Annotated in this window: 24 protein-coding genes; 12 read left to right on the top strand and 12 right to left on the bottom strand. The window is 73.4% G+C overall.

The genetic code is table 11. The annotated features are described in order from the left end of the window. Nucleotides 1–58 precede the first annotated feature (58 nt). Nucleotides 59–772, bottom strand: coding sequence for an alpha/beta hydrolase (locus tag BEP24_RS05055; protein WP_065960959.1), 714 nt, complete (start codon nucleotides 770–772; stop codon nucleotides 59–61). A gap of 280 nt (nucleotides 773–1052) precedes the next feature. Between BEP24_RS05055 and BEP24_RS05060 the strand changes: the two genes are divergently transcribed. Both BEP24_RS05060 and BEP24_RS05065 read left to right on the top strand, forming a co-directional pair. Beyond that, nucleotides 1053–1994: a helix-turn-helix domain-containing protein gene (locus tag BEP24_RS05060; protein WP_171898726.1), complete on the top strand. Its 942-nt coding sequence runs from the start codon at nucleotides 1053–1055 to the stop codon at nucleotides 1992–1994. Continuing rightward, a complete protein-coding gene (locus tag BEP24_RS05065; protein WP_065960961.1) occupies nucleotides 1991–4828 on the top strand; it encodes a LuxR family transcriptional regulator in 2838 nt (945 codons plus the stop codon). Before BEP24_RS05060 ends, BEP24_RS05065 begins: the two co-directional genes overlap by 4 nt. Nucleotides 4829–5024: 196 nt before the next feature. Here BEP24_RS05065 and BEP24_RS05070 read toward each other — a convergent pair whose 3' ends face one another. After that, entirely contained in the window at nucleotides 5025–5480 is a 456-nt protein-coding gene (locus tag BEP24_RS05070) for an ester cyclase (protein WP_065960963.1), read from the bottom strand. A 240-nt stretch (nucleotides 5481–5720) separates the two neighbouring features. Here BEP24_RS05070 and BEP24_RS05075 point away from each other — a divergent pair, with 240 nt between their 5' ends. Further along, complete coding sequence (locus BEP24_RS05075) at nucleotides 5721–6257, top strand: TetR/AcrR family transcriptional regulator (protein WP_065960965.1); 537 nt, start codon at nucleotides 5721–5723, stop codon at nucleotides 6255–6257. Nucleotides 6258–6267: 10 nt separating this feature from the next. Here the strand turns inward: BEP24_RS05075 and BEP24_RS05080 are convergent, their stop codons facing one another. Further along, entirely contained in the window at nucleotides 6268–6681 is a 414-nt protein-coding gene (locus tag BEP24_RS05080; RefSeq protein ID WP_065960970.1) for a BLUF domain-containing protein, read from the bottom strand. A gap of 199 nt (nucleotides 6682–6880) precedes the next feature. Between BEP24_RS05080 and BEP24_RS05085 the strand changes: the two genes are divergently transcribed. Beyond that, a complete protein-coding gene (locus BEP24_RS05085) occupies nucleotides 6881–7795 on the top strand; it encodes a carbohydrate kinase (protein WP_065960971.1) in 915 nt (304 codons plus the stop codon). A 111-nt stretch (nucleotides 7796–7906) separates the two neighbouring features. On the opposite strand, the gene BEP24_RS18120 is transcribed toward BEP24_RS05085, so the two are convergent. The 4 genes from BEP24_RS18120 to BEP24_RS05100 form a co-directional block, all read right to left on the bottom strand. Continuing rightward, a complete protein-coding gene (locus BEP24_RS18120; protein WP_290439172.1) occupies nucleotides 7907–8035 on the bottom strand; it encodes a hypothetical protein in 129 nt (42 codons plus the stop codon). A gap of 83 nt (nucleotides 8036–8118) precedes the next feature. Beyond that, entirely contained in the window at nucleotides 8119–8448 is a 330-nt protein-coding gene (locus BEP24_RS05090; RefSeq protein WP_065960973.1) for a hypothetical protein, read from the bottom strand. 10 nt (nucleotides 8449–8458) lie between these two features. After that, nucleotides 8459–9037 (bottom strand): Asp23/Gls24 family envelope stress response protein, encoded by a 579-nt coding sequence (locus BEP24_RS05095; RefSeq protein WP_065961076.1) that lies wholly within the window; start codon nucleotides 9035–9037, stop codon nucleotides 8459–8461. Beyond that, nucleotides 9034–9591, bottom strand: coding sequence for a sigma-70 family RNA polymerase sigma factor (locus BEP24_RS05100; RefSeq protein WP_065960975.1), 558 nt, complete (start codon nucleotides 9589–9591; stop codon nucleotides 9034–9036). Before BEP24_RS05100 ends, BEP24_RS05095 begins: the two co-directional genes overlap by 4 nt. A 137-nt stretch (nucleotides 9592–9728) precedes the next feature. Between BEP24_RS05100 and BEP24_RS16895 the strand changes: the two genes are divergently transcribed. The 4 genes from BEP24_RS16895 (at nucleotide 9729) to BEP24_RS05120 (ending at nucleotide 11643) form a co-directional block, all read left to right on the top strand. Next, nucleotides 9729–10010 carry a hypothetical protein gene (locus BEP24_RS16895; protein WP_065960978.1) on the top strand — a complete coding sequence of 94 codons (282 nt, stop codon included), beginning with the start codon at nucleotides 9729–9731 and terminating at the stop codon, nucleotides 10008–10010. Then, nucleotides 10000–10638, top strand: a complete 639-nt coding sequence (locus BEP24_RS05110; RefSeq protein WP_065960981.1) for a hypothetical protein — start codon at nucleotides 10000–10002, stop codon at nucleotides 10636–10638. Before BEP24_RS16895 ends, BEP24_RS05110 begins: the two co-directional genes overlap by 11 nt. A gap of 68 nt (nucleotides 10639–10706) precedes the next feature. Further along, nucleotides 10707–10889, top strand: a complete 183-nt coding sequence (locus tag BEP24_RS05115; RefSeq protein ID WP_065960982.1) for a hypothetical protein — start codon at nucleotides 10707–10709, stop codon at nucleotides 10887–10889. A gap of 85 nt (nucleotides 10890–10974) precedes the next feature. Continuing rightward, a complete protein-coding gene (locus BEP24_RS05120) occupies nucleotides 10975–11643 on the top strand; it encodes a uridine kinase (protein ID WP_065960984.1) in 669 nt (222 codons plus the stop codon). Here BEP24_RS05120 and BEP24_RS05125 read toward each other — a convergent pair. Then, the gene (locus BEP24_RS05125) at nucleotides 11578–12114 is read right to left on the bottom strand and encodes an AAA family ATPase (protein ID WP_065960988.1); all 537 of its coding nucleotides are present in this window, start codon (nucleotides 12112–12114) and stop codon (nucleotides 11578–11580) included. The two genes, BEP24_RS05120 and BEP24_RS05125, sit on opposite strands and share 66 nt — an antisense overlap. A gap of 545 nt (nucleotides 12115–12659) precedes the next feature. Here BEP24_RS05125 and BEP24_RS05130 point away from each other — a divergent pair. The 3 genes from BEP24_RS05130 to BEP24_RS05140 all read left to right on the top strand — a co-directional run bounded on the left by BEP24_RS05130 (nucleotide 12660) and on the right by BEP24_RS05140 (nucleotide 14427). Continuing rightward, on the top strand, nucleotides 12660–13667 hold the full coding sequence (locus BEP24_RS05130; protein ID WP_141693358.1) for a hypothetical protein: 1008 nt from the start codon (nucleotides 12660–12662) through the stop codon (nucleotides 13665–13667). Next, a complete protein-coding gene (locus tag BEP24_RS05135; RefSeq protein ID WP_141693359.1) occupies nucleotides 13664–13963 on the top strand; it encodes a hypothetical protein in 300 nt (99 codons plus the stop codon). Before BEP24_RS05130 ends, BEP24_RS05135 begins: the two co-directional genes overlap by 4 nt. 68 nt (nucleotides 13964–14031) lie before the next feature. Next, the gene (locus BEP24_RS05140) at nucleotides 14032–14427 is read left to right on the top strand and encodes a hypothetical protein (protein ID WP_065960995.1); all 396 of its coding nucleotides are present in this window, start codon (nucleotides 14032–14034) and stop codon (nucleotides 14425–14427) included. 11 nt (nucleotides 14428–14438) lie between these two features. Here BEP24_RS05140 and BEP24_RS05145 read toward each other — a convergent pair whose 3' ends face one another. The 4 genes from BEP24_RS05145 to BEP24_RS05160 form a co-directional block, all read right to left on the bottom strand. Further along, the gene (locus tag BEP24_RS05145; protein WP_065960997.1) at nucleotides 14439–14831 is read right to left on the bottom strand and encodes a hypothetical protein; all 393 of its coding nucleotides are present in this window, start codon (nucleotides 14829–14831) and stop codon (nucleotides 14439–14441) included. A gap of 185 nt (nucleotides 14832–15016) precedes the next feature. Beyond that, nucleotides 15017–15856, bottom strand: coding sequence for a hypothetical protein (locus tag BEP24_RS05150; protein WP_065960999.1), 840 nt, complete (start codon nucleotides 15854–15856; stop codon nucleotides 15017–15019). Further along, on the bottom strand, nucleotides 15853–16173 hold the full coding sequence (locus BEP24_RS05155) for a helix-turn-helix transcriptional regulator (protein WP_253181575.1): 321 nt from the start codon (nucleotides 16171–16173) through the stop codon (nucleotides 15853–15855). The genes BEP24_RS05150 and BEP24_RS05155 overlap by 4 nt, the downstream gene beginning before the upstream one ends. Before the next feature lie 256 nt (nucleotides 16174–16429). After that, nucleotides 16430–17485 carry a LacI family DNA-binding transcriptional regulator gene (locus BEP24_RS05160; protein WP_065961003.1) on the bottom strand — a complete coding sequence of 352 codons (1056 nt, stop codon included), beginning with the start codon at nucleotides 17483–17485 and terminating at the stop codon, nucleotides 16430–16432. 169 nt (nucleotides 17486–17654) lie between these two features. On the opposite strand from BEP24_RS05160, the gene BEP24_RS05165 reads away from it, so the two are divergent. Continuing rightward, nucleotides 17655–18899 (top strand): extracellular solute-binding protein, encoded by a 1245-nt coding sequence (locus BEP24_RS05165; RefSeq protein ID WP_065961077.1) that lies wholly within the window; start codon nucleotides 17655–17657, stop codon nucleotides 18897–18899. Nucleotides 18900–18976 lie beyond the last annotated feature (77 nt).

Genomic DNA, 18976 nt, shown 5'->3' on the forward strand with positions numbered 1-18976 from the left:
CGGTCGGGCGAGCGCGGCGGGGCCGGGTCGCGGGGCGACCGTGCTGGGCTCGGGGCGGTCAGGCGACCGCGGTGGCGGCGTCGGCGATGAAAGCGACGACCTCGTCGGGGTGCGACAGCATGACGAGGTGCGGGGCGTCGAGCTCGACGACCGAGCGGAAGCCGCCGCGCTCGTAGCCGAACCGCTCGACGGCCGGGTTGATGGTGTGGTCGGCGGCCGAGACGATGCCCCACGCGGGCTTCGTCCGCCAGGCGGCGACGGGGGCCTCCTCGCCGAAGGCCAGGGCCGCGAGGGGGCGCTGCGAGACGGCGAGGACCTCGGTGGTCCGGCGGTCGACCCCGGCGGCGAAGACCTCGGGGAACGCGGTGACGTCGACGGAGACGTCCGTGCCGTCCTCGGCGCCGGGCACCGGGAAGGGCGTGTAGACGAGGTTCGCCGCGAGGTCGGAGTCCGGGAAGCCGCCCTGCAGCGCGCCGAGGCTCTCGCCCTCGTCGAGCGCGTAGCCGGCGAGGTACACGAGCCCCACGACGTTCTCGGCGGCGCCGGCGACGGTGATGACCGCGCCGCCGTACGAGTGGCCGACGAGCAGGACGGGGCCGTCGATCTGCTCGACGACCGAGCGGACGTACGCGGCGTCGCCGAGCAGGCTGCGGTTCGGCACCGCGGGCACGCGGACGGTGTGGCCCTGGTCGAGCAGGGCGCGGGTGACCGGGGCGTAGCTCGCGGAGTCCGCGAACGCTCCGTGGACGAGCACGATGGTGGGTGTCGACATCGACGTTCCTCTCTGTCGTGGTGCTGGTGCTGGTGCTGGTGCTGGTGTCGGGTGGAGACCCGGCTGCTCCCGCCGGTGCGTCGACCCGCGGACGTCCCGAACGCTAGGGAGCGACCGGGGCGCCCGTCGTGGCCCCGCTGCGGTCACCCTCGCCGCAGCCGCGCGGACACGGGGGAGGCGGCGCGGATCTAGGTACCCCGCGCCCCGGATCTAGGTCGTCGACGGCTTGGGTCGCTCGTCGCCGCTGCCCTACCGTCGAGACCGGGAGGGAGGCCGCACCGTGGACGACGAGACCGTGCAGCTCGGGGCGGACGAGACCGTGCAGCTCGGGGCGTACCTGCGGGCGCACCGCGACCGCCTCCGACCCGACCAGGCCGGCCTGCCCGTGACCCGGGGGCGCAGGGTCCTCGGGCTCCGCCGCCAGGAGGTCGCCGAGCTCGCCGGGATCAGCGCCGACTACTACCTGCGCCTCGAGCAGGGCAAGGACCGCCGCCCCTCCGTGCAGGTGCTGTCCGCCCTGGCCCGCACCTTCCACCTCGACCCCGACGGTCGCGACCACCTGTTCCGGCTCGCCGGGCAGCACGGTCCGAGGTCGAGCGCACCGTCCGCCGACCTCGAGGGCCTGGTCGCGATGGTGTCCGCCTGGTCGGGTGTCCCGGCGGTCGTGGTCGACCGGCACCAGGACCTCGTGGTCGTGAACGCGCTCGGGCGGTGGTTCGTCCCGTCCGGCAGCGATGTCGGCGACAACCTGCTCGAGGCGCTCGTCGACCAGGTCGCGCACACGACCGACCCCCGCCTGCTGCGGGAGCGCGAGATCGCGGTCGCCGACGCGACGGCCGCCCTCCGGTTCCACGGCGACCCGGCCTCGCCGCGCCTGGCGGCGCTCGTCCGCGGGCTGTCCGCGCGGTCCGCGGTCGTCCGCCGGGTGTGGGACAGCCAGGAGGCCCGTCCCCGGCGGGCGGGCACGGTCACCGTGGACGTCGGGACGGCCCGCACCGACGGGGCGGCCGACGGGGGCGCGGTCACCGGGAGCACGGCCACCGCGGTGACGTTCCGCTCGCAGACCCTCGAGGTGCACGGGGGTGCCGCGTTCCTCACCACCTTCTACGGGACGCCGGGGAGCCCCGCGGCCGCAGCACTCGCCGCCGTCGACGCGACGGCCCGCCCGGGTCGTCGTGCCGAGGTGTCCGATCCGCGCGTCGGTGCCACACTGGGCGTGTGAAGGAGCGTGCCGCCGTCGTCGGCCGGGACGGGGAGCTCCGGCGTCTCCGTGGTCTGGTCGACGAGATCGCCACCCGGGGTTCGGCCGTCGTCGTCGACGGTGACGCCGGCGTGGGCAAGTCCACCCTCGTCGACGCGGTCGCCGCGTACGCGCAGGACCGCGGCGTCCGGGTGCTGCGCACCGCGGGCTCGTTGTCCGAGTCGGGCGCGCAGTACGCCGCCCTGCAGCTCCTGCTCCACCCGCTGCGCGACGCGGTCGACGCCCTGCCGGGACCGCAGCGGGACGCCCTCGACGCCGCCTTCGGCCGGTCCGACGCCGCGGCACCGACACCGCTGATGGCCGGGCTCGCGGCCCTCACGCTCGTCACCGACGCCTCCGCCGAACGGCCCGTGCTGCTCGTCGTCGAGGACCTGCACTGGGTCGACCCCGAGTCGCAGTGGGCGCTCCGCATGCTCGCCCGGCGCATCGGTCAGGACCCGGTCGTCGTCCTCGTGACCACCCGCCTGCCGCCCGACGGCGACCAGACCGACCTCGACCGCGTGCACCTCGGACCGCTCGACGGCCACGACGCCGAGGCGCTGCTCGACGCGCTCGACCGACCGCCGGTGGGCGCCGCACGACGGGCCCTGCTCGACCTCGCCCAGGGCAACCCGCTGGCCCTCGTCGAGCTGAGCGGGCGGGACGGCACCGCGGGCGAGGACGGCGCCGTGACCCGGCGCCTCGAGTCCGCCTTCGCCGAGCGGTTCGGCGAGCTCGACCAGCCCGCCCGGTTGGCCGTGCTCGCGGTCGCGCTCGGCGGCACCGCCACCGCCGAGGACGCCGGACGCGCCGTGCACGCCGCGCTCGGCCGGTACCCCGACCCCTCGTGGATCGACCGGGCGGTGGCCGCGTCGCTCCTCGTCTGGTCGGACCGCGGGGGCCTGCGCTTCCGGCACCCGCTCGTGCAGACCGCCGTGACGAACATCAGCCGTCCGTCCGAACGTGCCGCCGTGCTCCGTGCCCTCGTGACCGAGCACGCCGACGACCCGGACCGGACGCTGTGGTGGCGCGCCGAACTCGCGACCGGCCCGGACCCGGCGCTCGCCGACGAGCTCGCCGCGCACGCAGCCGACGCCCTGACGACACGCGACCTCGTCACCGCCGCGCGGGCGACCGAGCGCGCGGCCGAGCTCACCCCGGCCGGCGGCGGTCGGGTCGCACGACTGCTCGACGCGGCGGACTGCGCCGGGCTGGCCGGACGCGTGACCGACGCGGCGCTGCTCCTGCAGCGCGCCGTCACCGAGACGACCGACCCCGTGCTGCTCGCCCGCGCCGCGTGGATCCGCGAGACGCTGCCGACCGGACACACGGCGCTGGCCCGGGGCGACCTCGGTCCGGCGCTCGCCGCGGTCGGCGACCTGCAGCGGCACGGCGCGGTGGACCTCGCCACGGGTGCGCTGCTGCACCTCGCGGCGATCGCCTGGGACCACAACCGCCAGGCGTTCCCGGACGCCCCCATGCTCACCGCGGTCCGCGCGCTCCCGCTCCCCGAGGACGACCCCCGCGCCGTCGTGCTCGCCGCGGTCACCGAGCCGATCGCCCGCGGCGACGAGGTGGTCGCCCGCGTCCTCGCGCTCGACCCGAGCGTCACCGACGACCCCGAGCAGGCCTGGTGGCTCGGCTACGCACTGAACGTCGCGGGCGAGATCGAGGGTGCCCGGGAACGCCTCGACCACGCCGTCGCCGGACTCCGGGCGCTCGGCGACATCCGGGTGCTCCCGCAGGCGCTCCTCGGCGCCTCGATGAGCAACTACCAGGCCGGCCGGACCGTGCGCGCGCGGGAGCTGGCCGAGGAGGCCGTCGTGCTCGGCCGCGACCTCGGCGACGCGGGCTACACGACCGCGGCCCGCTCCTGCGTCGCCTGGTTCGCCGCGATCGACGGCGTCCCACCGGACCGCGACGCGATCGCCGGCGGCTCGGAGGAGGGCGCGCACGTCCTACAGTCGAGCGTGATGCGCGCCAACCTTGCCGGTGCGACGGCCGTGAGCGCGCTGCTCGACCGGCGTCCGCGCGACGCCCGCGAGGCACTGCGGCACCTGCTCGACCCGGACGCCGACGGCCACAACCCGACCTTCGCGGTGCTCACCACGCAGGACTTCGTCGACGCCGCGCTCGCCACCGACGCCCGTGACCTGGTCGAACGGCACCGCGATCGGCTGGCCGCCCTGCACGAGCGGTGGCACGGACCGATCCTCGTGACTGCCCTGCGCTACACCGAGTCCGCGCTGGCCCTCGAGCGGGACCCCGACGCGGCCGTCCGGCGACTCCTCGCCGAGCCCCTGCCGATGCCGTACGTGCAGGGCCGGGCGCTGCTGCTCGCCGGCGACCACCTCCGCCGGTCCGGTCGCGGTGCGGACGCCCGTCCGGTGCTGCACGCGGCGCTGTCGGTCCTGGAGCACACCGCCGCGGACGCGTGGGCACGACGCACGCGCGAGGTCCTCCGGGCGACCGGGGAACGCCTGCCCGAGGCGCCGCCGTCCGGTGTCCCGGTGCTCACCCCGCAGGAGCTGCGGATCTGCACGCTCGCGGCGACCGGGCTGACGAACCGGGCGATCGCGCAGCAGATGTTCCTGTCGCCGCGCACCGTCGGGGCGCACCTGTACGCGGCGTACCGGAAGCTCGGGATCGGGGGGCGCGCGCAGCTCGCGGCGGTCCTCCGGCCCGACGGTCAGGACGGGGCGGTCGGACAGGACGGGTCGGCCGGACAGGACGGGTCGGCCGGACAGGACGGGGCGGCCGGTTCCGTCGGGCCGGCCGGGTCGGCCCGCGACGTCGCGGAGCCGGGCCGGTCCTGACCGGCCGCGCCGCGACCGGTGTCCGGACCACGTGCCGGACGGGAGGCGCGGTGCCGGCCAGACCCGCGCCTCCCGTCCGCGGGACGTGCCGGACGTGGTGCGGCCCGGCGTCGCGCCGCACCCACGGCCGTCGGCCGAGCGCGATCGACGGGTGCGGACCCGTGTCGCGTCCGCACCCGTCCTGTGTCGCGTGCCGTCAGCCCCAGGCTGCCGGGGTGGGGGCGTCCGCGGGAGCGTTCAGCTGCGCGATCAGGCCGGCGAAGTCCTCCAGGTGCCAGGTCGTGACGATCTTCCCGTCGCGCACCTGGTGGACGTCCATGGTGCGCATCTCGATGCGCTTGCCGGTGGGCTGGTGTCCCATGAAGACGCCCTGGTGGGTGCCGGACACGGTGTTCCGGACGGCGACCCTGTCGCCCTGGACGACGAAGTCCTGGTGCTCGACCGCGTAGTCGGGCATCGCCTGCCGGAACTGCGCGATCTGCCCCTTCATGCCCGCCGGCCCCTGTTCCTGGCCCGGTGCGAGCGGCAGGTCGGTCCAGTCCTCGGCGAGGACCTCGTCGTAGGCGCTGGTGTCGCCGGTGCGGAACGGTTCGTAGAACGCGCGGACGACGTCCTCGGTGGTGGTGTCGTCGGTGTCGTGTGTGGTGCTCATCAGGGTGACCTCTCGGAGTCGGTGGTGCGGAAGGAGTCGACGGGGCGCAGCGAGGGAGCCGGGCGCGCGGCCGGGTTGCGTGCTCAGGCGAGCGCGAGGACGAGGACGGCGACGATGAGGGCGACTGTGACCACGGGTGATGCCTTTCGAGGTTAGATAACAACGTTCTTCTTCGAGCGTACTGCTCGGGGGAACGCCTGTCTAGTGCTGTTACCTAACGCCTCTTGCTACGGTGCTCGCATGGCACCTCGACCCGCTCCCGACCTCGACCTCCGACGCGACCAGATCGTCCGGGCCGCTCGTGCCGTCGCCGAGGGCGAAGGGTGGGAGGCCGTGACGATGCGACGGCTCGCGAGTGCGCTGGGGGCGACGCAGCCGGTGGTCTACTCGGCGTTCCCCGGGGGGCGACAGGCGGTGATCGACGCGGTCGCACTCCGGGGCTTCGAGGCGATCGCAGCAGGGCTCGAGGCGGTCCCCGCCGAGCCGCTCCCGCGGATGCAGGCGTACCTGGCGTTCGCGGCCGACCAGCCGCGTGTCTACGAAGCGATGTTCTCGATGCCGTCGGGCCTGGAGTTCGGCACCGGTGCCGGGGCCGGGCCGTTGCAGCGCGCGTTCGCCGCGATCGAGGCAGCGTTCCCCGGATGCGACGGGACGGCAGCCGAGGTCGCTTGGGCCGCGGTCCACGGGCTGGCGACCCTCGAGAACGGCGGGCGCCTCCCGGCCGTCCGGTCAGGCGCGCGCCTGGCGTACCTGCACCGCGCCCTGACCACGGACTGACCCTGCCCCGTCAGTCCCCGCGGGGCCGGAACCACCGGATGAGCTCACGGAGCGCCGGCAGGGACGCCACCTGGGCGCCGCCGTCGAGGTCGTCGAACGTGGTCCGGTAGCCGGGCGCCTGCTCGACGTCGGTGTCCTCGGCCGGGTAGCCCATCGTCCACTCGGGGAACTGCCGCTCCTCGACGACGTCCTCGAGCAGGACGGTCACCTTGGTGTGCCGGTCGTCGTGCTTGATGGTCTCCATCTTCGTGCGCACCGCCCGGTCCGGCCCCTCGAGCAGCTGCAGGAAGTACCCGTTCCGGAACAGCAGCACGCCGGTGATGTCGTTCTCGGCGTTCGCCCGTCGGCTCTGCTCGAGCAGGTGGGCCAGGTCGTCGTCACCGAGCGGACGCGTCGCGATGCTCGAGTAGATCAGGGACAGCATCGGGACTCCATCTCGACGGTCGGGTCGGGTCCCAGCAGTCAACTCCTGGGCACCGGCCAGCAGCCTGGTGAGCGCGTGCCCCGGACGACGCGACGCGCTCGGGCGCGGACGGGAGGCGCGGGGCGGGCCCGCACCGTGCCTCCCGTCCGCCCCGTGGGGACGCTGCGGAACCCGCGCGCACTCTGCCAGGGTGGGCGGCATGGACACCGTCATCGTCATCGGAGAAGCCCTGGTCGACGTCGTCGACCGCCCCGAGGGGCGGGTCGAGCACCCGGGCGGCAGCCCGATGAACGTCGCCGTCGGCCTCGCGCGGCTCGGCCGGCCCGCACGGCTCGTCTGCGCCCTCGGCGACGACGCCCGCGGTGCGTCGGTCCGCGACCACGTCGGCGCGAGCGACGTGCAGGTGGACGCGACCGCGATCGACCGGACCTCGACGGCGGTCGCGACCGTCGGCGAGGACGGCGGTGCCTCGTACGAGTTCGACCTCGACTGGCGGCTCGACGCCGTCGACGTCCCCGCGGGCACCCCGCTCGTGCACGTCGGTTCGATCGGCGCGGTGCTGCAGCCGGGCGCGCAGGTGGTGCTCGACGCCGTCCGCTCCCGCCCGACCGGTGCCCTGGTGTCGGTCGACCCGAACGTGCGACCGACCATCACGCCGGACCGCGACGGCGTGCTCGCGACCCTCGCGCCACTGCTCGCCGAGGCCGATGTCGTGAAGTGCAGCGACGAGGACGCGGCCTGGCTCTGGCCGGACCGGGACGTCGACGCGGTGCTCGACGGCCTGCTCGAGCACGGGGCCGGCCTCGCCGCCGTGACCCTCGGCGGCTCGGGCTGCGCGATCGCCACCGCAGGTGCGCGCCGAACGCTGCCGGCGCCCGCGGTCGACGTCGCGGACACCATCGGTGCGGGCGACTCGTTCATGTCCGGGCTGCTCGCCGGCGTCCTCGCGACGGGGACGGCCCCGGTCGACCTCGACGAGGACGAGCTCGGGCGGCTCGCGGCCCTCGCGCTGGCGTGCGCGGCGGTCACGGTGTCGCGGCCGGGCGCGGACCCGCCCACGCGGGACGAGCTGGCGGCGGACGTCGCGGCGACGTTGGGGGAGCGGGCGGTCTAGACCGGCTGGGCGAGCTGCACCGGCGCGTCGAGCGTGCCGTGCTCGCTGTCCACGGCCGCGCGCCGGGCCGCGGCGTGGTGCAGCGCACGGATGCCCCGACCGCCGAGGACCTCAATCCTCCCGGCGGGTGTCGAGCGAGCGACGCCGACGCGCGACGAGCGACTGCACGCCCCACGAGACGAGCGCCACCACGGCGACGAGCACGACGACGGTGACGACCAGGTTCACGTTCCCGAACACGTCACGAGCGGAGACCAGTCGGTCTCCCCACGGCGGAGCGCCCCGCTGGGCCGACGATGTCGAGCTGGTGTCCGGAAGGCGGTCTAGACGCCCTCGACGAGCCGCACCCAGACGTCGATCACGTCGGCGCGCGTGCCGCCGAGCCCGTCGACGACGTCGCGCAGGCGCTCGCCGACCTCGCGGACGGTGTCCGTGGCGGGCCGCTCGTCGGCGACGGCGATGCCGGTCACGATCCGCAGCGCGGAGCCGTGTCGCTGGACGTCGACGACCGCGTCCGGCTCGTGGAGCGCGAAGGCCGCCGCCGCGATCTCGGCGGCCGCGTGTGCGATCGGTCGCGGCGGGTGCACGGCGACCACGCCGGGGACCCCGCGCACGGCCGTGGTGAGGGTCCGGGAGAGCTCGTCGTCGTTCACAGGGTGCTCCTCACGGCCGGAAGACGTCGTCGAAGCGGACGTCGATCGACTCGATCCGCAGTGCGGTGTGGCGTTCGAGGGCGCGCTGCACGACCGCGCGGAGTTCGTCGGCGGTCTCGTCGGCCGAGGCGCCGTAGAGCAGGCCCGCGGTGATGTCGACGCGGACGGGGGCGTCGGGCGTGCCGATGTCGCCGTCGAGCGAGCACCGGCCCATCAGGACCGTCCGCATCCCGTCGCCGGCACGCCGGACGATGCCGCGGACGGCCGCCTCGGTCACGGCGAGCCGGAGTCGGGGGTCGGGGTGCGGGACGGGGACGTCCCGGCCGGAGCGCACCTCGGAGCGGATGGCGTCGAGCAGCCGGTCGATCCACCCGGTCTCGCGGTCGGCGTCGTCGTCGGCGCGACGGAGCAGCGCGTCCGTCGACAGCTCGCGGAGTCGCTGCAGGTTGGACAGGGCGAGGCGGCACCCGGCCGATCGCTCGATCGAGGGGTCGACGGGGGTGCGACCGCGGTCGAGGTACTCCGCGAGCTCCTCGATCGTGTGGCCGTCGAGGTCGTCGCCGTCGTGCACGGTCACGTCGTCGCTCATCGCCACCCCTCCATCTCCACTGCGAGGAACCGTCGCGCACGGGCCAGGAGCCCCCGCACGGTCGAGGGGGACAGCTCGAGTTCCTCGGCGATCTCCTGGTAGGACATGCCCGCGGTCTCGCGCAGGAGCCAGCACCGGCGCTGGTCGGTGGGCAGACGGTCGAGGGCTGCCCACAGGGCGTCGGTCTGCTGCCGTGTCTCGACGATACGCTCCGGCGTCCGGACGGCATCGGCGGGGTGTGCGACCTCGTCGACGTCGTCGTGGTGCCGCTGACGGCGGAGCCGGTCGAGGGCCTTCCGGGTGGTGATCTGCAGCACCCAGGCGCGGAAGCGTGCCGGCTCCTCGAGCTCGGAGAGCTTCCGCCACGCGGTGAGGAAGGACTCCTGCACGACGTCGTCGGACTCGACGTTCGACGCGAGGACCTGCTCGGCGTAGACCCGCATCAGCGGCCCGTGCCGTCGAGCGAGCACCTCGAAGGCGAGGACGTCGCCGTCCGCGGCGCGGACCACGAGCGTCGCGTCAGCGGCTCTCGCGAGCGGGTCGTCGTCGCTCATCCCCACCCGTCGCTCGGCCGTCCCGACGCGGACCGGTCGGACCTCCGAGCATGCACCGCGCGGTCGAGCGCCGCCCGAACGGCGTGTCACCCGTGGATCTGTGACGTTCCGCCTCGTGCGCACGTCTTCACGGTGAGATGGACCACGACACGAACGACGTACCCGACGGGTCCACCCCGCAGGCAGCGCCCCCGACCGGTGGCGCCGCACCCGGCATCGACGCGGCGGTCGTCGCCTTCTGCACGAGCGTCTTCGACCGCTGGCGCTGCGGGGAGCCGGACGGCCACGGCGGGTCGCACCGCGCTGCGTCCGGCGCCAGCACCGCCTCCTGGAACGAGTCGGCGACCGGACGCGCGCTGCGTGGCTGGGCCGCGCGGACGATGCGCGGTCCGCGGGCAGGAGTGACCGATGACGAGTGAGGTCCACGAGGTGCCGGTGACCGTCGCGCCCCCTGCAGTGCTGTTCGTCCCGTGGGGGCCGTCCAGCGTCGACCGCGCGGCGCGGACCGCGATCGAGCTCCGGCAGGACCGCGACCTCGGCGGTCTGGTCGTCGCGAACGAGAAGGCACTCGTGCCGGACCTGTTGTCGTCCTGGCCCCACCGCACCCTCCGGACCCGCACCGCGATCCCCGACCGGACCGCGGTGGCGGTGGTCCGGCCGAGTTACGAGCTGCTCGCCGGCCTCCGGCTCGGAGCGGACTGCGTCGTCGTCGTGGCCGAGGACCCGGCTGAGCCGCTCTCCGGGTGGGCGCAGTTCGTCGGAGCGCTCGACCTGGACAGCGGCGAGGTCCAGGGTCTCGACGTGGGCGATGCCGTCGAGGACGGGTTCGTCCGCCTCCTCGACGCGACCCGCGGAGGACTGCCCGACGAGCGGTCGGTGCGCCGTGCGCGCGAGGCGGTGGAACACCTCCGGTCGCTCGGGATGTCGGGGCCGCAGGTCATCGGCTACCTGCTCAGCGGTCGTCGCCCGCCCGGCGTGCGCGGGTACCACGGTGACGCCCCGTTCAACGCCCGTGCGATCCGGCGGCTGCGCGCGCTCCTCGACTGAGGTCGGCGCATCGGGGCTCCGCGGGAGCCGGGTTGACAGGACCTCGGCATCCACGCGAGCGTGGTGTCGTGCGCAACGGTCTCGCCCTCGGTCTCGTCGCGACGGGCTTCGGCGTCGTCGGCCTGGTCCTCGCGTTCGTGTGGGACGCGTCCCGGTCCGGTCCGCTGCTGGCGCTCGCGGGCGTGGCGCTGCTCATCGCGGTGGTGTTCGTGGGGCTCTCGGTGCGCGCGACGCGATCGACCCGCGACTGAGCCGAGCGCGGCGGTCGCATCGCGGGTCTCGTCGTCGGTCGATCACGAGCGCACGCAGGTCGAGATCTCCTCGTACGCTCTCCGGATGGATCAGGTCGACGTCCTCGCGCACATCGTCGAGCAGGAACAGGTGTCGGAGCGCGCGCTGGTCATCGGCATCTCCGGCTTCTGCGGGTCCGGCAAGTCGACGCTCGCGCGCAGCCTGGTCGGAGCACTTCCCGGTGCCGTGCGGATGCGTGGCGACGACTTCCTCGATCCGGCACGGTCACACCTCCGTTCGGCGGACTGGGACGGCGTCGAGCGTGCGCGCCTGGTCGAGACGGTGCTGCAACCGTTCCGGGACGGACGCGCCGGCCGTTTCCGACGGTACGACTGGGGCCGGAGGGCCCTCGGCCCCGAGGAACCGGTACCGCTGGCGAGGATGCTCGTGGTCGACCTCATCGGGCTCTTCCACCCTGAGGCGCTCCCCGCACTCGACGTGACCGTCTGGTGCGACGTCGACCTCGACACGGCTGCCCGCCGCGGGATCGCTCGGGACCGGGCACTCGGCCGCAGCCACGACGCGCTGTGGCAGGACGTCTGGCTGCCGAACGAACGGGACTTCGAGCAGCGCTTCGCGCCGCGCGAGACCGCGGATCTGCTCTGCACGCCCTCCCGTCGGGTGATGGTCGACCGGACGGGACAGCGGTCACCGATCGTGCCGGACCAGGTCGTTGCGGCGGGCGAAGGTCTCCAGCGCCGCGCGGTCCGGTAGCAGCACCTTCGGCCGGTCGAACTCGTCGAAGGCGCGTCGGTACTGGATCCGGTTCTTCCTGGTAGGTCCGAGCAGGAACCGGATCATCTGGACACGGAGGCGGTCGCGCGTGCCCTCCAAGCTCCCGGCGCGGTCGGGTTCGAAGAGGGTGCGGCGGACGTACCGGACGACGCTCGCTGCAGTCGACGCGTCCAGGAGCACCAGACCGGTCGCTCGCTGCAACCGCTCAGGGAGCCAGCGCGAGTAGTTGCCGTCGATGACCCATCGTTCCGTTCCCAGCACCTCGGCGTGCATGCGAGCGAACTCACCGTCGGGACGTTCGACCCACTGCGTCCCGGGCAGGTGTCGGTACTGGTCGAGGTGGACCACCGGAAGGGACCGAGCTCGGCCGATGGCGGCCGCGAGGGTCGACTTGCCGCTGTTCGACGGCCCCAGGATGCAGATCCGCGGGCCGAGGTCGTCGAGTTCCATGCGGTGAGTCTCGCAGGACCATGCCGTCGACCGTCGACTCTTGGGCTACCGCACGGACGCGAAGGCGTCGATGGCTTCCTGCGCGAGTCGCATCTCCTCCGGGCCGCCGTGCCCCTCGCCCTCGACGAGCACGAGCCGGCTCCCGGGCCAGGCCCGGTGCAGGAGCCAGGGTGTGACGGCCGGGCCGCTGATGTCGTGCTGCGCGCGCTGCTCGACTGGGGCACGGTGGACCCGTCATCAGACGTCGTGGTGCCGTGTCGGGCGCTGCTTCGGGCGTCGACCGGCTCACCGCGCGGGTCTTCGCGGCGTTCGTGCCGGGATCGTCGCGCTTGTTCCGATCGAAGGGGCGAACAGCTGACGATGTCGAAGGGTCACAGCGGATCTCCTGCGTGCGAGATGGTGGCCGGACGCTCGATGGCCTGCTGGCCAGCTGCCCGCGCGCGAACCTCATCCGATCGGATGAGGGTGAATCCTGAGTGCTCTCATAGATTCGGGGGCGTGCCGGGGCGCAGGGCCCCTGCCATCAGATGGGGGAATCAATGCTGTTGACGGGAAGAGCCTTCGGGCTCGCGGGGGTCGGACTGCTGTGCGTCGCCGCCATGGCGGGGACGTCCACGGTCGCGTTCGCCGACGACACCGAACAGGTCGACGCGATGGCCGCTGTCGAGGGGATCGCGCCGGAGGTCCTGGAAGGTGTCGCGTCGCCCGACAGTGCCGACGGTGACGCCTCGACGTACGTCGCCAGCGGCGTCGACATCACCGTCCCGAAGGATGCCGGCGACGGCGCCGTCCTGCAGGCAGGGAACCACGAGCTCACCGTGTCGCTGCCGTTCGCGAACCAGGCGGCAGACGCCGTGGACGTCGGCGGGGGACTGACGACGTTCGACAACCAGAACTCGTCGACGACCGCGCCGATCGCACGAGAGGACGGCAGTCTGCAGATCCTCACGATCATCGACGATGCCAGCGCGCCCACCCGGTACGACTACGACCTGTCGGTCCCCAGCGGTGGACAGATGACGATCCGCGAGGACGGCGTCGTCATCATCACCGATCGCAACGGCGGTTTCGCCGGCACCGTGGCACCGGCTTGGGCGAAGGACGCGACGGGGGCGCCGATCGGAACCCACTACGAGGTGCAGGGCAACACCCTGACGCAGGTGGTGGAGCATGCTCCGGGCACCCAGTACCCGGTCGTCGCCGACCCGTGGCTCGGGATCACGCTCTTCAAGAGCTTCAAGCGCGACACCTACCACGGCGACCACCGCTACAGCGCCTGGGTGACCGGTCCCGGCGCACTGGTCCTCAGCGGTGGTGGCGGAGTGGGCGGGTACGCAGCCGGACAGGCCGTGTTCCGCGGTGCGGGCTGGGATGAGTGGAAGGCCAAGTGGCCGGCGATCACGAACAAGGCCACGCTGCAGCAGCAGTACAACTGCCACGTCGCGGCGAGCGTGTACGGGCTGCCGTTCACGCAGGACTACAACCTCGAGCGGTACCGGGCGAACCGCTCGAACTGGGTCGCAGGAGTTGCCTCCCACCGCTGCAACTGGTGACCGTTGCACGACCGATCAGAGAGAAGCGCATGAAGAAGTGGATGATCGCTTCCGCTGCCGCAGCGGGGGTCGGAGCGCTCACGGCCATCGGGTTCCTCGTCGCGATGGGCGTTGACTACCGCATGCAGGAAGCGACCGGCGCGGAACCCGGGTACACCTCCGACGGCATCGTCGGAGGCTTCCAGGTCGGCCTCTGGCTCCTCGCCATCGGGATCGTGGCACTCGTCGTCTGCGGCGTCGTCGCAGCCGCGCGTCGCCGAGGTGGAAGTGGTCCGACATCCCCTTCCGAGCGCTGACGGGCTCTCGGGCAGCAGCACCGCTCCGGTGCTGCTGCCCGAGACGTCGATCCGCTCGGCTCGACAGCGTGGACGCTGACGGCCACCGACAGGCCTCCCCGAGCGCGGCGCGCTCCTGGTTCCTGTCCGCGTCGTCGGTCGTCGTCGGTCTGGTGCTCCTCGGCGGTGCGGTGGTCGCTGCCCAGGGACGTCTCATCGGGGGCGACGACGGTGCCGACTGCGTCACGGACCAGGCCGCCGTCGGAGCCGCGTCCGCCGAGGGCACCGGCGTCAGCATCACGCCGTCGTACTGGCCGCTCGGGACGGACTGCACGCTCTCCGGCCCGGACGGCAGCACCGTGACGGTCCCCGAGGACGACTGGACGCTGACCGCCGTCGCGGTGACCGGCGCCGCCCTCGTGGTCGCACCCGGGGTCGCCCTGCCCCTCTCCCGGCGGCGTTCCTCGCGTCCCGCCGCTCGGTAGCTCGGTGGCCCTCAGCAGGCCTCGTCGTGGAACGCGACGAACGCCTCGTGGGCCCGCTCGTTCGTGGCGGGCGACGTCGACCGGTAGGTGCGCGATCCCGAGCCCTGCCCAGGGTGCAGCACCTGCACGGTGAACGGTGTCCCGAGCTCGACCGCGAGCGCCTGCGCGAGCCGTTCCCCCTCGCGCTCGAAGGCCCGTCTGACCTCCGCACGGACCGCGTACGGGTCCCGAGGATCTCCGGCCTCGGAGAACCAGGCGTCGAACGCCCGGAGGTCACGATCGAGGTCGGGCGACAGGTGCATCTCGTCGTGGTCGCGGGGCCCGCGGTACCAGACCGGGCTGTCGCCGTGGTCGACGAAGACCCGGACGAGCCACTCGTCACGCTCGGGCACCGGCTTGCGCATCCCGCCATCCTGCACCAGTCGCGCCCGGCGCAGGGGCGCGCGGTCGACCGGCGTCCGCCGAGCTCGCGCTGCCCGGGTCGTGACGGACGGGAGGCACGGTGCCAGCCCGCACCGTGCCTCCCGTCCGTCACCCGATCACGCCGCGAAGGGCGGCAGGCATGTGTGTGCCGCGGACCGGGACCCGGTCAGCCGATGACCCCGGAGGACGCGCGCTCCGGTCCCGCTCCGGCGCGCGGTGCCGTCAGGTCCGGCCGTCCGGCGATCCCCGCGGCGACCATGCCGACGACGAACGGGACGAGGTCGAGTGCCGTCGCCACCGCAGCCCCCATCGAGTACGTGAGTCCGGTGCCGGAGACGCTGTTCGCCAGCGGGAACACCAGGGCGGAGGCAGCGACGGGCAGGAGCAGCAGCGGCCACGTCCACCCCGGACGCCGGAGGACGACGAGCCAGACGGCGAGCCACGCGGCGGCGACGGCTCCGAGGGTGAGCGACGGCCACACGAGCGGGTCGAGGTGTCCGGTCACGACGGACCACCACAGGGCACCGACGGCGAGTGCGACCACGGCGCCGATCGCGCGCCGCCGGAGCGGCGCCCCGGTGGCGAGGAGGACGCTCACCGCGACGGCGATCGCCGGGACGATGGTGAGGGCGATCGAGACGAGCAGGATCGCCGACACGGCTCCGGTGTACCCGTTGTAGCGCTGCAGGAGTCCGAGTCCGGCGCTCGCCGCGAGGAACGCGAGCACGGCGAACCCGAGGACGACCGGGATCGCGGGGACGGTGAACGGTGTGGTGCGGACGGTGCCCGGCATCGTGGTCATGCTGTTCCCCCAGGAGGATCGGCGGTCGGCGCGTCGGTGGAGGAGCGCCGTGGTGAGTGCGCCGAACGCGAGTGCGGTCGGCGAGAGGTCGAGTTCGCGTGCGTCGCGGACGTCGGCGAGCCACTGCTCACGACGTGCGGCGCGGCGCGAGCGTGGGGACGCGGCGACCGCGGCCGACACGAGCATCCGGTCGAGGGTGCTCACCGCACGACCGGCCGGTTCGTCGGGCGGGCGGCGCCGGCGCTGCGAGCAGCGGCCCGAGCGGCCCCGGCCCGGCCGTCGACGAGGTCCTTCGCCGCCACGGCCCCCTCGGCGGTGAACTCGTAGAGTCGGCGTCGGGGCCCCGCCCGGTCGGCGTCGTCGTCCCAGGTCGAACGGATCCACCCCTGCCGTTCCAGTCGTTCCAGGATCGGGTAGACGGTTCCTGCGGGTCGGCCGGTCGCCTTGATGACCAGCAGTCCCCACGTCGGCTCGCTGCTGGACAGCAGCGACTCGAGGACGTCGAGCGTCGGGGCGGTCACGCGTCTGATCGGATCCACACCTTGAAGCTACTTATGTAGGATAGCGAGCGCAAGGGGTCGGGGCGACGATCTGCCCGCCGCCGCGTCCCGGCGGTGTCGCCGACGTGGTGGGCCGGGTCGGGGCGGACGGGAGGCGCGGTGCGGGCCGGCCCCGCGCCTCCCGTCCGTCAGCCGGTCACGTCGACGACCGCCGCCCGCGTCGTCGGGGTCGGCGCGCGCCGGTTAGGGCGACGGACCGCAGCCCGCGTCGACGGGGTCAGTGCGCGCCCGGCTCCCGCGCGGGAGCGCTCGACCCCCGCACCACCAGCTGCACCGGGTTGCGGACCCGGCCGCGCCGGACGTTCCCGTCGATGGTGTCGACGAGGGCCTCGGCGGCCAGGCGTCCGAGTTCCTGCAGGTTCATGTCCACGCTGGTCAGGTGCGGGCGTGCGCCCTCGACCAGGATGTCCCAGTTGTCGAAGCCGACGACCGCCACGTCGTCCGGGATCCGCCGCCCCGATTCGCGGACGGCGTCCATGACCCCGCGGGCGATGTGGTCGCTGCCGGCGACGATCGCGTCGACGTCGGGGTGCGCCTCGAGGAGCCGGACGGTCGCCTGGCGTCCCCAGGCTTCGTTCCAGCTGCCGAACACCAGGCCCGGGGTGCCGACGAGTTCGAGCCCGTGGTCCTCGGTCGCGGCGGCTGCCCCCCGGAGGCGGTCCCGGGCGGCGGCGTAGGTGTCCTCGCCGTTGACGATCGCGATGCGTCGGCGACCGACGGCGACGAGGTGGTCGACGGCCAGGCGCCCGGCGAGCTCGTTGTCCGGCTCGAACGACAGGTCCTGGTCGTCGGTCGACGGCGCGTAGACGTAGACGACGGGAACGTTCGGCTTCGACTGCATCGGCGGGCGGGGGTTCGTGGTGCGGCCGACGACCAGGACGCCGTCGACCCGCCTGGTGAGCAGGGACTGCAGCTGGAGCTGCTCGCGGAGCACGCTGTCCCGCGCGTCCGCGAGCAGGACGCTCAGCGACCCGGCACCGAACGCGTCCTCCGCCCCGAGCAGGATCGGCAGGACGAACCGGTTGTCGAGGTCGCTCGTGAGCATGCCGATGGTGTTGGTGGGCGCACGGTTCAGGGCTCGGGCGAACGGGTTCGGGACGAACGCGAGGGCGGACGCCGCGGCCGTCACGGCCTCGCGTGCCCGCGCGCTGACGTGCGCCTTCCCGTTCAGCGCCTTGGACGCGGTCGCGACGGAGACCCCCGCTGCCCGTGCCACGTCGGCCAGGGTGACGGTCGTCGCCGTGGTGTCGGTGCCGCTGTCGTCGTCGCTCATGGTGCCTCCGAAACTAGTTTACGAATTTCCTTGACACCTCGGTAGCGCTGATCGTAGATTCCTCCCGAAACCGGTTTCGGTTCCCTCGACGGCGAGGCAGCGTCGCCGAGGGGACCGCTGCCGGACCCGAACCTGCGATCACGTCGCATTCAGAGAGGAACCCGTGATCATGCGCACCAAGACCGCAATCCGCATCGGCGCGCTGGTGGCAGCAGCCAGCGTCGTCGCCGGTCTCACCGGCTGTTCGGCCCAGTCCTCCGGCTCGTCGGACGCCGCGAAGGGCACCTACACGTTCTGGGACCCGTACCCCCAGTACGACGCGTCCTCCGCGTGGGGCAAGCTCGTCGCGAAGTGCGGCACCGACGCCGGTGTCACCGTCAAGCGCACCGGCTACGACACCTCCGACCTGACGAACAAGGCGCTGCTCGCCGGCCAGCAGGGCAAGTCGCCCGACGTCCTGCTCGTCGACAACCCCGTCGTCTCGACCCTGGCCCAGGCCGGGATCCTGACCGACACCGGGACGAACGGCCTGCAGACCGGGTCGATCTCCAAGAACATCCTCGGCGCGGGCGTCATCGACGGCAAGACGTACGGCGTCCCGATCGGCGCGAACACCCTGGCGCTGTACTACAACCCGAAGGTGCTCGAGGCCGCCGGGGTCGACGTCTCCACGATCAAGGACTGGGACTCGCTGACCGCGGCCCTCGCGAAGGTGAAGGCCGCCGGCAAGAAGGGCATCACCTTCTCCGGGATCAACACCGAGGAGGGCTCGTTCCAGTTCCTCCCGTGGTTCTGGGGCGCCGACGCCGACCTGACCAAGCTCGACTCGTCGAAGGCCGAATCCGCGCTGAACCTGTGGAAGGACTGGATCGACAAGGGCTACGCGCCGAACTCGGTGATCCAGAACACCCAGACCACCAGCTGGCAGGAGTTCCAGTCCGGTGACTTCGCGTTCGGCGAGAACGGCACCTGGCAGAAGGACGCGGCGAAGCAGATGGGCGCCGGCGTCATCACGATCCCGGCGAAGGACGGCGGCGCCGCGCCGGTGCCGACCGGTGGCGAGTTCTTCACGGTCCCCGTGCAGAAGGACGACGCCCGCTACGCGACGACGAAGAAGATCGTCTCGTGCCTGTCGTCGGGCGACGACGTCGTGAAGACCGACAACACGCTCAACTACATCGCCGCGTCGTCCAGCCTGCAGCAGCAGCAGCTCGCCGCGAACAAGGACCTGTCCACCTGGGTCGACGCGGTCAAGGCCGCGCGGGCACGCACCGGCGACGACCTCGGCGTGAAGTACCCGGTCATCTCGGAGCAGCTCTGGACCGCGGTGCAGAAGGCCGAGTCCGGTTCCGCATCGCCGTCCGACGCGCTGCAGGCGGCCCAGCAGGCGGTCGACGCGAAGCTCACCAAGTAGGCGCCCGACCGCCCGACCGCACGACCGCACCACGCGGACACCACCCACCGCACCACCACGGAAACGGAAGTCGACAC

It is taken from the genome of Curtobacterium sp. UCD-KPL2560, assembly GCF_001705035.1.
In the GTDB taxonomy this organism is placed as follows: domain Bacteria; phylum Actinomycetota; class Actinomycetes; order Actinomycetales; family Microbacteriaceae; genus Curtobacterium.